At 45.6% G+C, this 15,485-nt stretch carries 14 protein-coding genes and 1 other annotated feature; of the genes, 8 read left to right on the forward strand and 6 right to left on the reverse strand.

Annotated features, from left to right (window positions below; genetic code table 11):
- The first annotated feature begins 283 nt into the window (after positions 1-283).
- From FTX54_RS02510 to FTX54_RS02520, 3 genes are all read left to right on the forward strand, one after another.
- Positions 284-2,602, forward strand: coding sequence for an ABC transporter permease (locus FTX54_RS02510; RefSeq protein ID WP_147803936.1), 2,319 nt, complete (start codon positions 284-286; stop codon positions 2,600-2,602).
- A 3-nt stretch (positions 2,603-2,605) separates the two neighbouring features.
- Complete coding sequence (locus FTX54_RS02515) at positions 2,606-3,364, forward strand: ABC transporter ATP-binding protein (RefSeq protein ID WP_147803937.1); 759 nt, start codon at positions 2,606-2,608, stop codon at positions 3,362-3,364.
- Between the two features lie 80 nt (positions 3,365-3,444).
- Positions 3,445-3,882 (forward strand): MarR family winged helix-turn-helix transcriptional regulator, encoded by a 438-nt coding sequence (locus FTX54_RS02520; protein ID WP_147803938.1) that lies wholly within the window; start codon positions 3,445-3,447, stop codon positions 3,880-3,882.
- A gap of 6 nt (positions 3,883-3,888) precedes the next feature.
- Here the strand turns inward: FTX54_RS02520 and FTX54_RS02525 are convergent, their stop codons facing one another.
- Positions 3,889-4,059 (reverse strand): hypothetical protein, encoded by a 171-nt coding sequence (locus FTX54_RS02525; protein ID WP_187254562.1) that lies wholly within the window; start codon positions 4,057-4,059, stop codon positions 3,889-3,891.
- A gap of 233 nt (positions 4,060-4,292) precedes the next feature.
- On the opposite strand from FTX54_RS02525, the gene FTX54_RS02530 reads away from it, so the two are divergent.
- From FTX54_RS02530 to FTX54_RS02545, 4 genes are all read left to right on the forward strand, one after another.
- Positions 4,293-5,234 carry a ring-cleaving dioxygenase gene (locus FTX54_RS02530; RefSeq protein WP_147803939.1) on the forward strand — a complete coding sequence of 314 codons (942 nt, stop codon included), beginning with the start codon at positions 4,293-4,295 and terminating at the stop codon, positions 5,232-5,234.
- A gap of 455 nt (positions 5,235-5,689) precedes the next feature.
- Positions 5,690-7,861, forward strand: a complete 2,172-nt coding sequence (locus FTX54_RS02535; protein WP_147803940.1) for a glycoside hydrolase family 16 protein — start codon at positions 5,690-5,692, stop codon at positions 7,859-7,861.
- Between the two features lie 606 nt (positions 7,862-8,467).
- Complete coding sequence (locus FTX54_RS02540) at positions 8,468-8,920, forward strand: MarR family winged helix-turn-helix transcriptional regulator (RefSeq protein WP_147803942.1); 453 nt, start codon at positions 8,468-8,470, stop codon at positions 8,918-8,920.
- Between the two features lie 20 nt (positions 8,921-8,940).
- Positions 8,941-9,459, forward strand: coding sequence for a GNAT family N-acetyltransferase (locus FTX54_RS02545; RefSeq protein WP_147803943.1), 519 nt, complete (start codon positions 8,941-8,943; stop codon positions 9,457-9,459).
- Between the two features lie 114 nt (positions 9,460-9,573).
- On the opposite strand, the gene FTX54_RS02550 is transcribed toward FTX54_RS02545, so the two are convergent.
- Positions 9,574-9,831 (reverse strand): GlsB/YeaQ/YmgE family stress response membrane protein, encoded by a 258-nt coding sequence (locus tag FTX54_RS02550; RefSeq protein WP_147803944.1) that lies wholly within the window; start codon positions 9,829-9,831, stop codon positions 9,574-9,576.
- A gap of 237 nt (positions 9,832-10,068) precedes the next feature.
- Between FTX54_RS02550 and FTX54_RS02555 the strand changes: the two genes are divergently transcribed.
- Positions 10,069-10,830, forward strand: a complete 762-nt coding sequence (locus FTX54_RS02555) for a class I SAM-dependent methyltransferase (protein ID WP_147803945.1) — start codon at positions 10,069-10,071, stop codon at positions 10,828-10,830.
- 753 nt (positions 10,831-11,583) lie between these two features.
- On the opposite strand, the gene tyrS is transcribed toward FTX54_RS02555, so the two are convergent.
- The 4 genes from tyrS to FTX54_RS02575 all read right to left on the reverse strand — a co-directional run bounded on the left by tyrS (position 11,584) and on the right by FTX54_RS02575 (position 15,282).
- On the reverse strand, positions 11,584-12,798 hold the full coding sequence (gene tyrS, locus FTX54_RS02560) for a tyrosine--tRNA ligase (RefSeq protein ID WP_147803946.1): 1,215 nt from the start codon (positions 12,796-12,798) through the stop codon (positions 11,584-11,586).
- An 83-nt stretch (positions 12,799-12,881) separates the two neighbouring features.
- Positions 12,882-13,125, reverse strand: a binding site (T-box leader).
- A 619-nt stretch (positions 13,126-13,744) separates the two neighbouring features.
- Positions 13,745-14,215, reverse strand: coding sequence for a hypothetical protein (locus FTX54_RS02565; RefSeq protein ID WP_147803948.1), 471 nt, complete (start codon positions 14,213-14,215; stop codon positions 13,745-13,747).
- A 43-nt stretch (positions 14,216-14,258) separates the two neighbouring features.
- Positions 14,259-14,552, reverse strand: coding sequence for a hypothetical protein (locus FTX54_RS02570; protein ID WP_147803949.1), 294 nt, complete (start codon positions 14,550-14,552; stop codon positions 14,259-14,261).
- Positions 14,553-14,730: 178 nt separating this feature from the next.
- Positions 14,731-15,282 (reverse strand): hypothetical protein, encoded by a 552-nt coding sequence (locus FTX54_RS02575; RefSeq protein WP_147803950.1) that lies wholly within the window; start codon positions 15,280-15,282, stop codon positions 14,731-14,733.
- Between the last annotated feature and the right edge of the window lie 203 nt (positions 15,283-15,485).

Below are 15,485 nucleotides of genomic sequence, written 5' to 3' on the forward strand. Positions count from 1 at the left end.
AGGACGACCCCGGCCCGACTTCAGGGAGGAAGAGATCAGCTGAGGCCGTCCCTGCGCCCCCATAGAAACGAAAGCGGCTGGTTACAGAAGCGGAGACTAATTATTAAGTTCAACCTATATAGCCAAAAGATCATCCTATATAATTGACAATTATACATACATTATTTTCGGAATAATCAGAAAAATAATGGAATATAGAGTAAGATATAAGTATATAAAGCAGGCAGGAGAAAAAGACCCGGCTGTAAGACCGATATGAAAGCCTGAAAACAGGAGGTGTCATATGTATTACAGGATAATTCGTAATGACATTTTAAAGAGTAAACTCGTATCGCTGACGACAATGATGTTTGTAGCAGCCGCGGCGATGCTTGTTTCTCTGACGGCTATACTCGTTGTAAATCTTTCAGGCGCAATAGATACACTTATGACAGAAGCCAAGACTCCACATTTTATGCAGATGCACTCAGGCGAAATTGATACGGAGCGGCTCACGTCTTTTGCAGAGCAGAACAGCCGGGTCGATGAATTCCAGGTACTTGAATTCCTGAACGTGGAAGGTGCAGAGATAGTATTTAATGAAACATCGCTGGTAGATAATGTTCAGGACAACGGCTTCTCTGTGCAGAGTGAAAAATTTGATTTTCTTCTGGATCTTGATGGAAACGTGATAGAAGTGGACGACGGCGAACTTTATGTGCCAATATCCTACATGAAAGACAATACGACAGAGGTTGGAGATGAAGCAGTCATTGGCGGACAGGAGTTTACTGTTGCAGGGTTTCTCCGCGATTCGCAGATGAATTCCACCCTCTCCTCCTCCAAACGTTTTCTTGTCAGTGAAAATGATTTTGCAGAGATACAGGACTTTGGGAGTATGGAGTATCTGATTGAGTTTCGATTAAAGAATTTAGAAGCACTCGGAGAATTTGAATCGGACTACGTCTCTGCCGGACTTGAAGCAAACGGACCGACGATTACGTATCCGCTTTTCCGAACGATTAACGCCATTTCGGACGGGATGATGATAGCCGTTATCCTGCTTATAAGCGGACTCGTCGTTGCTGTTTCATTTATGTGCATACGCTTTACACTGCTTGCGAAAATTGAGGATGACTACCGCGAAATAGGAGTGATGAAAGCATTAGGGCTGCGTGTATCTGACATAAAGAAGATCTATCTTGCCAAATATGCAGCAATTGCGGCAGCAGGAAGTCTTCTCGGACTGGCTCTTTCCTTTCTCTTTAAAGGCATGCTCCTTGAAAATATAAGGCTTTATATGGGGGAGAGCGGAAATTCATCTATGGCTCTGCTTTTCGGTATGATCGGTATCCTGCTTGTTTTCCTTGCCATAATCGGTTATGTAAGCGGAGTACTGAGGCGCTTCCGGAAAATTTCGGCGGCAGAAGCGATCCTCTTTGGCAGCTCGACGGAGAAGTCCAAAGATGGAAGACTTTTTTTCCTGAGGAGGAACAGGCTGTTAGACACAAATGTTTTTCTCGGAATGAAAGATGTTTTCGCACGAAAAAGAATTTACGCTACGATGCTTCTCGTTCTTGTGATATCTTCGTTTATCATTATTGTTCCTCAAAACCTTTACAATACGATTTCTGCCAAAAGCTTTATCACGTATATGGGTATTGGAGACAGCGACATGCGCATTGACATCCAGCAGACTGATAATATTTCGGGAAAAACGGCGGAGGTTGCTGAAACGATGGAGAGCGACCGTGATATTGCAGAATTTGTGGCTCTGACAACAAGATCATTTAATGTAAAGATGGACGACGGAGTGATTGAAAATATAAATGTTGAACTCGGGGACCATTCGATCTTCCCTATAACGTACTTGGAAGGAAGAGCGCCTGAGGGAGAAGAGGAAATTGCCCTTTCGACGATAAACGCAGATGAGTTAGGTAAAGATGCAGGGGAGTCTATTACACTGGAAATTGCAGGAGAAGAAGAAGAGTTTCTTGTTAGCGGCGTTTACTCTGATGTTACGAACGGAGGGAAAACCGCAAAGGCGGCCTTCTCAGACAATTCGGAGGACATCATGTGGAGTGTTATATCCTTAGAACTTGCGGATAATTCTCAAGTCCCCGGCAAGGTATCGGAATACGGAGAGAGATATGAGTATGCAAAGGTATCGAGCATAGATCAATATATTAATCAGACATTCGGCTCGTTAATAAACGCTGTCAGAACAGCCTCCGTTGCCGCCACTGCCATTGCGCTTATTATCACGGTACTCATTACACTGCTGTTTATGAAAATGCTTGTGACAAAGGACAGGTTTTCCATTTCTATTATGAAAGCGGTCGGTTTTACAAATTCCGATATCATGCTGCAGTATGTTTCCCGTTCCGGTTTTGTATTGATCGCCGGAATTGTTCTCGGCACCGTTTTGGCAAACACGCTCGGAGAGTTTCTTGCGGGAGCGGTTATTTCTTCATTTGGAGCCTCGGCATTTCATTTTGCCATTAACCCGGTTTCCGCTTATCTCCTATCTCCACTGATGATGGGTGGCGCAGTACTTATTGCAACAATCATAGGGACATCCCGGGCCGGGAAAATAAAAATATCTGAAAACATAAAGGAGTAGCTTATGGATAAAGTTATTACTGCTGAAAAAATAGTGAAATCGTTCGGAGAAGCTGCTGAAAAGCGTAATGTTTTAGACAAAGTTTCTGTTGAAATAGCAGAGGGAGAATTCGTGGCCGTTATGGGACCTTCCGGGTCAGGGAAATCGACGCTCATGTTTGCGTTAAGCGGAATGGACGATATTGATTTAGGAAAGGTTGCGTTTGAAGGCAGGGATTTAGTGTCGCTCAAAAATAATGAACTTGCCGACATGCGCAGGACAAAAATGGGCTTCGTTTTTCAACAGCCGACGTTCCTGCAGAACCTGAATATCCTCGATAACATTATTCTCCCGTCCATGCGGGATAATAAAAAAGACCGCCCGAAAATTATAGAAAAAGCCCGAAAACTTATGAAAGAGGTGGGCATATCGGAGCTGGAGAACCGCGGTATAAAAAAAGTTTCGGGAGGCCAGCTTCAACGTGCGGGAATATGCCGGGCTCTTATGAGTAATCCGAAAATTATCTTCGGAGACGAACCTACAGGTGCACTCAATTCCAAATCTGCGGAGGAAATTATGAATTTATTTTCAGAAATCAACAAGGAAGGGACGGCCGTTATGATTGTTACCCACGATGCGAAGATTGCTGCGAGATCGGAACGCATTATGTTTATGGTCGATGGAAAAATCGTCCACGAGCTTACGCTTTCAAAGTATGAAGGAGCAGATATAGACAGGAGAGTGGAAAAGGTAACAGGCAAGATGCTGGAGCTCGGAATATAATATTCCTAATTCGAGATATTTTTATTGACTCCTAATCAATTAACATGTAAAGTGATAGTTGAGAAAGGGAGTGAGTGCCATTGAAAAAACATACGATCGGCTCACTGATCTGGCTGCGGATTACCCGTTTTACCCAGCAGAGCAACCTGCTCTCCAATGACTTTCTGAAGCAGTTTGCTGTTACGGCGGCGCAGTTTGACGTACTCAACCAGATTTCCACTTATCAGCCGGTCACGCAGGGTCTGCTGGCGGAAAAAGTAACCGTATCGGAGGGCGGTATTTCGCGTATGCTCACGAGGCTTGAGAAAGATGGGTATATCCATCGCAGGCAGGACTGGAAAACCAAGTGGATTACATTGACTGCCGCAGGAGAAGAAAAAATGGAAGAAGTTTTTGAACATCAGCTCGCTTTCCAGACGACTCTTGTTAATGAATGCCTTACAGAAGAAGAGCAGAAAACACTTTATAACCTTATGACAAAGCTGCAGAAAAATACTGAAAAGAAAGCAAGAAGTTAGGCTCTGTTAAAGCTCCGTGTTGTTATTGGAGTGCCTGCGGCTCCTCCGCCTGCCGCGGAGAAAGCCTTCAGCTCTCCCTCCCTGTCGTCCGGAAGGATCTTCCCGCTTTCTTTTTCCGCAGGCGTCTTGAAAAATCGCCTTGGCACCGGTTTTTACCTTGGTACCTTCTTGATTCAATCAGCGGGCCTCCTGTATTGGAAAATCAAAGCGAAGCGGAAACCGGCGGACGCCTGTGGAAGAAGGAGATTGGAAGATCCCGCAGGGCGTAAGCCCGAGGAAGCTGGAAAGCTCCTCCACGGCAAGCCTGCCGGGTTGAAGCGAAGTTTTCTTAAATATATCAACAACAGAATGCTTTAGCAGAGTCTATTTTTTATTATCACTTGATTAGTAAAATGAAGGAGGAAGAAAAAATGAATCATATTCCAGGACATCATCACATTTCCATGATTACTAAAAACGCGCGGGAAAACAATCACTTTTACCGGGACGTTCTCGGCATGCGCCGCGTGAAAGTTACGGTAAACCAGGACGACCCATCCATGTATCACTTATTTTACGGCGATAAAACAGGGAGCCCGGGCACGGAACTGTCCTTTTTTGAAATCCCTCCGGCAGGGAGAACCCACCGCGGTACGAACGCAATTACGAGAATCGGCCTGCTCGTTCCTTCTAAAGACAGCCTGCACTATTGGAAGGCGCGTTTGGAGGAGAATGAGGTGTACCATGATGAAATCAGCACTTATGCCGGCCGCCAGGCTTTAAAACTGGAGGATCCGGAAGGGCTCCGTCTCGTACTGCTCGCAGCAGGTGGAGAAAAAGTGAAGCACTGGGAAACGTGGGAAAAGTCCGATGTCCCTGATGAACATCAGATTCAGGGAATGGGACCCGTGGAAATGACCGTAAAAAGAATGGACAAACTGGCAGAGACGCTCACCGGGATTTTCGGCTACACAGAAAAAAGCCGCTCGGGTGATGAAGCGGTATATCAGTCTGTGGAAGGAGAAGCATTCGGTGAAATCGTCGTAAAATACGAGGATGGTCCGTCTGAAAAACCGGGGCGCGGCAGCATTCATCATTTAGCGATTCGTGTGAAAGATGAGGCGGAACTCGCCTACTGGGAAGAGCAGGTGAAGAAAAAAGGCTTTCAGCATTCGGGGATCGTCGACCGTTTCTATTTTAAAAGCCTGTATTTCCGGGAATCAAACGGAATTCTTTTCGAAATTGCCACCGACGGACCCGGCTTTACAATTGACGGCGACGTGGAGAGCCTGGGAGAACAGCTGGACCTGCCGCCATTTCTCGAAGAGCGCCGCGAAGAAATTGAAGCTAAGCTGGCGCCTATTGAAGGGTAGTTAGTTTATCAGTAATTATAAACTGAGCCGCATTCAGAAAAATTCTGAATGCGGCTTTTAAGCCTGTACGGCGTGGAAGGCAGCCTTATTGGACGTTCCCCGCCGGTTAAAATTACACAAAGTAGAGTTGACAGAATATTTCATCCGTTGTACATTATACGAAAGCGCTTTCGTTTTTTGTTTTCAATCTTCTGATTTTTTAATAAAATAAGATAGGTTCTACACAGTAAAGTGGGAAAAAGACAGGAAGGACCCCGACCTAACTTCTGGGAATGAAAAGAACGCTTATTGTCACAATTTATTTTTTGCATATTTACGAAATCGGTTTAGTAAGATGAGAAGGCTGATGCGGCACGGTGAGATTGTACTAGTTTGTGGAGGTGATACATAGGGGGGAGCCGTTGTGGAAGCTTAATGGAATAATACAAATTCATTGGAACTGAAAGGAGAATGTTATGAAGAAAACAATGGTTAGCACGCTGTTTATCTCGGCGCTTGCTGTGCCGGCAGCTGCAGGGGCGGAGGAGCAGGAACCGAACTGGCAGATGACGTGGCAGGACGAGTTTGAGGGAGAGGAACTTGATACGTCCAAGTGGCGCATCGATAACGGTAACGGATTTTATGACGGAGATGAATGGGTGGAAGGATGGGGCAACAATGAGCTGCAGTCCTATCAGGAAGATAACGTTAAAGTCCAGGACGGAAAACTGATTCTCGAAGCCCGTGAGGAATCCGTCAGTGACGAGGAGGGTGATTATGAATATACCTCCGGAAAAGTACTGACAGATGAATTGTTCAGCCAGGCTTACGGCCGTTTCGAAGCAAGCATGAAACTTCCCGAGGGGCAGGGATACTGGCCGGCGTTCTGGATGATGCCGGAAGATGATATTTACGGAGGCTGGGCTGCTTCCGGTGAAATCGACATTATGGAAAACCGCGGCTCGGAAACCGATAAAGTCGGCGCAGCAATTCACTACGGGGATCTCTGGCCGGCCAATACGTACAGCGAAGAAAGCTACCAGTTCCCGGAAGGACAGTCCACCACCGATTTTAATGAGTATGCGATCGAGTGGGAACCGGGCGAAATCCGCTGGTACGTCAACGATGAACTTTATTCCACGAAAACCGAATGGGGCACGAAGTACGGAGAGTACCCGGCACCATTTGACCAGGAGTTCCATATGATTCTGAACCTGGCTGTCGGCGGCTGGTACGGCGGAGAGCCGGATGAAACTACAGAATTCCCCGGTCAGGTGGAAGTCGATTATGTCCGTGTATATGAAGACGCTGACGCCGAGCATCCTCCGCCGGGCGAATGGATCGACCCGGATGAAAACGATCAGCCGGAAGACGATGGACCAGCTCCGGTAGATGAAACGAAAAATTGGCAGGAAATCGGAGAAAACCTGATTGAAGACGGCACGTTTGATGAAACAACAGAATTTGGTGATGAAAACGACAGTCTCGTCTGGAACGTGTTTAACATGGCCGACCACGATCCGAACGGCGGAACCGCTGAATTTTCGATCACAGATAATGAACTGCAGGCAGCCGTCAACCAGGTCGGCTGGGACTGGTACCATATTCAGCTCATGCAGGACGTGTCAGTGCCGGCGGGAACATACAAACTGGAATTTGACATGCGCTCGGACGAAGCACGCACGATCCGCACAGAACTGACCGGAGCCGGCTACCGCCTGCAGGAGTTCGAGGTAGGGGAAGAGATGGAAACGTACGAAACGTACATTGAAGCTTCCGAGCCCGGAGATTATTCGCTGCTGTTTGGTTTAGGCAAAGGCATCGATGATCCGGAAATGGAGGTTCCTTATAATATTCATCTTGATAACGTCCGTCTCGTAGAAGTCGGCGTTGACGGGGAATCCACTGGCCCAGAAGATCCGAACGAATCGGATAACTGGGTCGAAGCAGGAGAAAACCTGATCGAAGACGGTACATTTGTTGAAACAACAGAATTCGGTGATGAAAACGACAGTCTCGTCTGGAACGTGTTTAACATGGGAGAGTTCGAACAGAATGCCGGATCGGCTGATTTTTCCATCGTGGATAACGAGCTTCAGGCCGTTATAAACCAGGTCGGCTGGGAGTGGTGGCATATCCAGTTTATGCAGGACGTGATGGTTCCGGAAGGCATTTATAAAGTTGCCTTTGACATGCGTTCCGAAGAAGAGCGGAACGTGAGCGTTGAACTGGCCGGATCCGGCACAGGCATCCATGCATTCGACGTTGGAAACGAGATGAGAACGTACGAAACATATATTAACGTCACGAATCCGGGAGAATTTAACCTTATGTTCGGCCTCGGACGCGACGGAGATGACCCGGAACTTGACGTCCCTTATACCGTCCATCTCGATAACGTGAGACTTGTTGCAGTGGAACAGGGAGAAGAAGATGGACAGGAAGAAGACGCGGAGGAGCCTGTCAGCGGCAAACCTTCCCACCCGGGAAAAGGCGCTCCATTTTCTGTCGATGAAGACGGCAGTCTCTATCTGGAAACCGGGAATGGAAAACGTATCGACATCCCGGCAGGAAAAGGAAGCCCACACACGGAGCATCCCGGCAAAGGCAGCAAGCCGGACAATGCTGATCGGGGTAATAACCGATAAAAAATTGCAGCTATGAATGAAAGTATGGAGTCGTCCTTTGCGGGCGGCTCTTTCTTTTGTTTTTTGGCTCTGCTAAAGCTCCGTGTTGATTTTGGAGTGCCTGCGGCTCCTCCGCCTGCCGCGGAGAAAGCATGCGGCTTCCTTGTCATCCGGGAGGATCTTCCTGCTTTCTTACAGGGAAGAAATGAATTCGTCCCTTTTACCGGCCTCAATCTGCTGGATAAGATGACAAGAAATAGATTCTTTCAGGACTCCAGAGGGTACATAGGGCGACTCCCGGGGTGAATGATGAGCCGAAGTCCCGCACAGCCTGAAGGCAGGAATTAGCTGAGACCGGCCCTGTCCCCCCATGGAATCGAAGGTGGATGTTTACAGAATCGCTCCCGCTAAATGGTGTTCAATAAGTAATCGATGCTCTATTTTTAAATTAACCTTCTTATAAAAAATTATTTCTTGTATGTCCCGGAGAAAATTCAGCCGCCTTGAAAGAAGAGACGGCATGTATAGAAATAAAGAAAGAATTTTTTAGTTGACAAAATGTTGTATTTGCAACAAAATAAATAAAAACCGAACTTACGAAAAAAGACTTTCACAGGGAGGAAGCGGATGATAAATATTCTTCGGGAAATCGGCATGATAGCCAGAGCACTGGATTCCATCAGCAATGTGGAGTTTCAGGAATATGAACTGACAAAGGGGCAGTACGTTTATCTCGTGCGTATCTGTGAACATCCTGGCATTATTCAGGAAAAACTCGCCGAAATGATCAAAGTCGACCGGACGACGGCAGCGCGTGCAGTAAAAAAACTGGAGATGAATGGTTTTATTGAGAAAAAAGATGATGAGTTCAACAGAAAAATCAAAAAGCTCCATCCGACAGAAAGGGGAAGAGAAGTCTATCCGTTTATTATCCGGGAAAACGATTTTTCTACGCAGATGGCACTCGAGGGATTTACGGAAGCTGAGGCGGAGACAGCATCAGTGCTCCTGCACCGTATTAGACAAAATGTAGAAAAAGACTGGGAACAGGTGAAAAAAGGAAACAAAAGAGACTATTAAATTTAAAGGAGGGGTACAATATGAAAATAACGATTAAAGATTACGCAGCGGAGGACCTGGATAAACTGGAGGCGATCAGCAGGGAGACGTTTGACGAAACATTCCGGGAGCAGAATAAACCAGAGCATATGCAGGCGTATATGAATCAGGCCTTCAACAGAGAAAAACTGGAGAAAGAAACGAGGGACAGTGGATCCCGATTTTATTTTATCGAATCGGACGGGGAAACAGCCGGCTACCTGAAAATAAATAAGGACGGAGCCCAGACGGAAGAAATGGGGGAGGCTTCGCTTGAAATTGAGCGGATCTATATAAAAAAAGCCTACCAGCAGTACGGCCTCGGGAAAAACCTTTTGCAGCTGGCTATCGATAAAGCCAGAGAAAACAGCAAAAAGAAAGTCTGGCTCGGCGTCTGGGAAAAGAATGAGCGAGCAATCGCTTTTTACAGGAAGAGGGGATTCATAGAAACAGGAGCACATGCATTTTATATGGGGGACGAAGAGCAGACGGATCTGATCATGGTCAAAACCTTAACCTGACTGCTGCGTGAGGGGGAAGGAAAGCAGGGTATCAAGCTTTTCGGGTTTCAGCTTGATACCCCAAAAAATAACCTCCTGCGGATTGAAGCCTGCAGGAGGTTATTTGAAACAAATTTATGCTTTTTTGTTTCCGATAGCTTTCATTATAAACGAAACAATAAGAATCAGAATGATTGCACCCAGCAAACCACCAATAATGCTTACTCCGCCTAGTGAAGGTCCAATATCCAGACCCAGAGAGTTACCAATCGTCGCGCCGACAAGACCGGCGATAATGTTTCCGACAATGCCGAATGGTACATTTTTACCTAGAATAACTCCGGCGAGCCACCCGATAATACCTCCGACAATTAACGTAATAATCCAACCCATAAAACATCCTCCTTTTCTGACAATAAAATATAAAAATTACTGCACAAGGTTAATTTACCCATATGTACTAGTTCTTAATCATCTTTTGGACCATTAATTTTCCATAGGTGTTTTTTAGGCTGATTCTGCAGCTTTTATGGGTTTTAAATGTGTATTATTAAGATAGGGGATTCATGGTAAATTACTATACGGTTCTTATCGTTAACGGAGCTGTGGAAATAATAAGGAGGGAAAAACATGCTCGGTTATTACAATCAGCTTTCATCGGAAGTATACGATATGGATAAATATATCGGCCGTTCGTTTGGGGATGTGGAATTTTATGCAGACAGGCTCGCTTCCTGTGATGGGGAGGTTCTTGAACCGGGAACTGGTTCCGGACGGATTCTTATTCCGCTCCTGGAAAAGGGAAGAAAGGTCAGCGGCTTCGATCTTTCCGGAGAAATGTTAACCATCTGCCGTCATAACTGCCGGAAAAGAGGGCTCAATCCAAAACTGTTCCAGGCAAAGATGGAGTCATTTTCAACCCCGGATAAATACGAAGCAATTATCGTGCCCACGGGAACTTTCCTGCTGCTTTACAAAAGGAAAGAGTCCCTACAGGCTTTAAAAAACTTTTATCAGCACCTGTCGGACGGGGGACGTCTTATCCTGGATATATTTCTGCAGACTGATACAGCAATTGGTAAAGTTTCAACAAGAACGTGGGAAACTAAAGACGGTGACTTGATTACGCTGGAAAGTAAAATAGTCGAAGTTGATTATATTAACCAGCATACGATAACTCATAACCGGTATGAAAAATGGAGAAACGGAAAACTAATACAATCAGAGCTGGAGCGGTTTCCTGTCCGCTGGTACGGGGTGGAAGAGTTCAAAATGACTCTCGAACATGCTGGATATGAAGACATTACGATATCTGCTGATTACAAGTTCGGAGAATATCCAACGGATGCAGGCCAGATCATTACGTTTGAAGCATTTGCTAATAAGAAGTAACCATTGGCGGTTGTCAAAGCAGGAAACAAACCTGTAGTATCATGATGTTTTTATGGAAGCAGGGATTTTAAGAACCGGAGGACCAGAAGGGAGGAAGAAAAATGATAAGACAAATAATATTCTATCTGCTCGTTTTTGGTATTGTTGTTGCTTTGTTTCAACTGTTATAAAGAAGTGCTGCTGGTGCTCCCGGCAGGCCTTGGAAAGCATTATCCGGTGAAGTGAACACTAATATTGATTTTATACATATATCTCTGAAGAAAAATTGAGGTGAAGGAGGCAGCTGATATGCACTATATTGGATTTCGAAAAAGGTTCGCAGCTTTTATCATCGATGCTTTGCTTATTGTTCCGCCTTTTGCTGTGGCCGCTTGTATTAGTTCCGGCACTTTATTCTGGAAGCATGATCCGCCGTTTATATCTCCTGACTGGTCACGATCACAATCTCCTTATTCTTTATTATTTTCCTTCTGACGCGTATACAGGGAATGCCGGGGAAATACTGACTGAGTAAGAAAATCGTTACCCGGGAAGGGGGCAGCATTTCAATCCTTCAGGCAATCGAAAGATTTTTGCGGGAATACTGTCTTATGTGTTTTTTATTGGATATTTTGACAGGCGTGTGAAAGCAGAGCGTGCATGAAGCAGCGAAAAATGATTGATATAAACAGAAGGAATTTAAGCAGAGGCAGTTTCAACCGTATTCACGGTCGGAACTGCCTCTTTTGAAGGTGTTATTTAAAACCTACTCTCTTATTTTTTGAAGCGGATGAAGCGTTTTTTCCCGATCTGCAGTACATCTCTGTCAGCAAGCACGGTATCCAAATGATCGACGGTGACTTTCTCTTCGTTGAGCGATACACCGTTCTGTTTGATGAGCCGGAGAAATTCGCTTTTGCTTTTTACAAACTGATCAGCTGTAAGCTGGGGAATGGCGTCTTCCAGTTTGTCCTTATCGATATCCAGAAGCATTACAGGGATATTTTCCGGGATTTTCCGCTTTTGAAAAGCAATTTTAAAGTAGTCTTCCGCTGCAGCTGCCGCATCGGTCCCGTGGTAAAGAAAAGTAATAATCCTTGCCAGCTCCAGCTTAATGTCCCGTGGATTTTCATGCTGTTCAAGCCTCGTCCTGATTTTTTGAATTTCCATTGGGTGTTCATCTGTGGCGAGTTCAAAGTATTTGATAATTAAACTGTCCGGTACTTCCATAACTTTTTTGAACATCGTTTCCGGTGCTTCGTTTACTCCGATGTAGTTGCCAAGACTTTTGCTCATTTTTTCTTTGCCGTCAAGACCTTCGAGCAGCGGCATGAATACGGCAATCTGTTTTTCCATCCCGAAATGGTGCTGCAGTGGACGGCCCATCAGTACATTGAACGTCTGGTCTGTTCCGCCGAGTTCGATATCTGCTTTCAGTTCGACCGAATCGTACGCCTGCATCAGCGGGTAGAAAAACTCGTGAAGACCGATCGGGGTCTGTTCCCGGTAACGCTTCTGAAAATCATCCCGCTCGAGGATCCGTGCGACGGACGTGGAAGCTGCGAGCTTGAGCACATCTTCAAATGTCAGCTTTGAAAGCCATTCGCTGTTGAAGCGGACCGTTGTTTTTGCTTCGTCCAGCACCTTAAAAATCTGATCGCGGTACGTCTGCGCATTTTCTCGTACAGCTTCATCACTTAAAGCCGTACGTCCCTTCGATTTTCCTGAAGGATCCCCGATTCGCCCGGTAAAATCCCCGATTAAAATAACCGCTTCGTGTCCGAGATCCTGCATCTGTTTGATCTTCCTCAGCACAACGGCGTGTCCCAGATGAATATCTGGAGCGGAAGGGTCGAGTCCAAGCTTGATTGTCAGCGGTTTCTGTTCCTGAAAGGACCGCTCCAGTTTACTGAGCAGTTCCTTTTCATCAATGATTGTGTCCGCGCCCTTGTTAATGATCTCCAACTGCTCGGAAGGTTTTAAAAACATATTAAACATCTCCTTGTAATATTAAATAAATTAATATTGCAAGTTCTATAAGAGAAAAACAAAAAACGCCCCTCAGGGATTTCCTGAAGGACGTGTTTTTTCACGTGTTACCACCTTTTTTCGAGAACTGCTCGCGCAGATCTCCTCTGAAAGTACAGCCGCAGCGATACTTCTGCATGGATGACGGATGCAAACCCGGTGCAGCCTACTGTCAGTTCGGTACACAGCTCCAAGATGTATTCACCTTAACTCCACATGCGCCTCTCATCACCCGGCTGCTTTCTGTCTGTTTCTGTTAAAGCTACTCGTTCTTATCATTGCTTTTGTCTCTTATACTCCGAAATGTAGAAACAAATCTTCGTTATGCAGATATTGTTTTCTATTATAACCGAGAGAAAATGATTGTCAATACAAGTCTTAAAGAGAATCTTTTCGGGACATCTGCCGCTGGTTTTTGTTACAGGAAACTGTGGGGAGGATCAAGAGCATTGTTCTTCTGCGGCATCGTTTTTCAGTTGTTCAAGAGGCCCCGTCAATAGCATGCACTGACTGCTTGAAGCAAAATAAGTGCAGCTGTCTCTCCACTGAAGCGGGGGACACCGGTTCTTGATAAAATGAAAGAATCAGGTTCTTCAAAACGAAGCGGAAACATGCCCGGGGAAGAAGGAGAGTGGAAAATCCCGCAGAGGCGGAAGCGCACCCGGAAATCTTCTCCACGGGAGGCCGAAGCTAAGTTTTCTGCATTTATCAACAATAGACTTTTAACACAGCTTTTACATAGATGACATAATTAAGAGGAGACCGGGTCATACAGAAAAGGTGGAAGAAGAGAATAATATGAAGGAATTTACAACACGAAAAAGGTTCTCTAAACGTAAAGAGAACCAATGTGGATATTTTTTATTAAGGTAAGGACTCTCTTTAAGGAAGCAGACCATAGATGAAGTCAGCCTTCTTCTGCTGCGTAGCTTTTCAGTTGTTCGAGGGAGCCGGCAATATTATCTGCTGACTGCACATAAAAATACGCGAGAAGAAGCATAATAAGAACGAGTGCGGCTGCCGCCAAACGAAACAGGATGACACCGTCCACGTCAAACCACGATGTCCGGCAGATGGATTTTCTCTTGATAAATAGAAGTGCAATCATCTGAAAAACCATTGCGCTCTGCATGAGAAGATTCTGCTGGGTATGTATTTCGTTCGACAGAAGCATGGCGCCAAGTTCTACTGTCGAGTTTTCCTGATCGATACGAAACGTTTCAGGCGAACGGTTTATCCCCTGGTAGACTTCATAACTGCCTTCACTTGATTCGTAGGAATAGCCGCCCGGAAAAATTTCCTGCTGGTGATAAGCAGCGAGGATAATCGTAATAGGCAGGATAAAAACGACGATGACGATGGCTGCTAATTTTTTCAAAGTAAACCTCCTTTTAATCCTGCAGCTTGTGCATGGAGTGTTTTCACCGGGAAACTGCTTTCCTCCTGTATGTCCAAATATAAAACAGAATTAACATCCAGGCTGAAGTCAGCATGAAGCAGGGAGGATTTTCTAAATAAAGAATTGAAAATAAAGTAATGAAGGTAAGGATGATTCCTGCTGGTATAACGACGCTGAGCTCTTTGTTTACGTCGAACCGCTTATTCAACAGGAAATATATGAGCAGAAAAGGCCATCCGCCAAGAAAAAAGCCCGAAAGCAGCAGAGCAGAGTAACTGCTTCCGGCAAACTCCAGCAGCGGGTCTACATTTATCATTCCTCAGGCACCTCCTCAAAAATTCCCTTTAAAATGCTATGTATTTAATATCGATCCCTCCCCGGATGATATTGGTTCATGTATGATAGAGTGCATTTTCAGACTCTGCTGCATCCCGGCAAAGCAACATGAAGGTATTTTTGCCGAGTCACATTCTTTCCCGTCTGCTGATTCATGACTACCAGACAACAGGCAAATCCTCGAAAATCTCTTCCGGATCGAGCGGCGCGAACCAGTCGTCCGAAACAGAAAACTGTACTTCCGTACCTTTATAAAGAAAATGAATGTCCCACTCGCCGGACGTGTAAAATTCAACGTCGCCGGTTTCCTCGTGATAATGGGCACTCGTATGAATCTCCTCCCATTTAAATCCAGGCATACCGGCTGAAAAGGCTCCGAGCTGGTCCATACCGATCGTATCGGGAGCAATTTCTTCCGCTCCCTGCTCGAGTTCATAGCTGAAAGAAACGACGCGGTTAAAATCAGCGTATTCTCCGGAAGGCACGCCTTCTAAAGAAACTGAATGTGTGCCGCCCGTACCCGGGTCGTCCACCGGCTCTTCCAGCTCCGGCGTAAAGGCTACGTCACTGTCCCCTTCCTCCGTGCCGTCTTCAAGTGACCCACTTATGTATTGAAAAAGTGTTTCCGCTCCTTCTTCATCGAGCTCTGCCATCTCACCGCTTTCTTTATTCGTCTCCTCCTGTACGTGTACGTTGAGACCGTATTCCATGCCGAGCTCTTCGATTTCTTCTGCTGGATCTTCCCCGCATCCGGCGAGGATAAAAGCTTTACCGCTTAATGTTAACGCTGTGTATTTGATGTTGATGGAAATCCCTCCTCAGATGTTCCTGTTTTTTGAACGGCGCAGTTTTTCTGGACGTGTTAAACTACCGTGAATTATACGCAGGAAAGCAGCTTATTTCAATTAATTGG

Origin of the sequence: Alkalicoccus halolimnae (assembly GCF_008014775.2) — a bacterium.
In the GTDB taxonomy this organism is placed as follows: domain Bacteria; phylum Bacillota; class Bacilli; order Bacillales; family Salisediminibacteriaceae; genus Alkalicoccus; species Alkalicoccus halolimnae.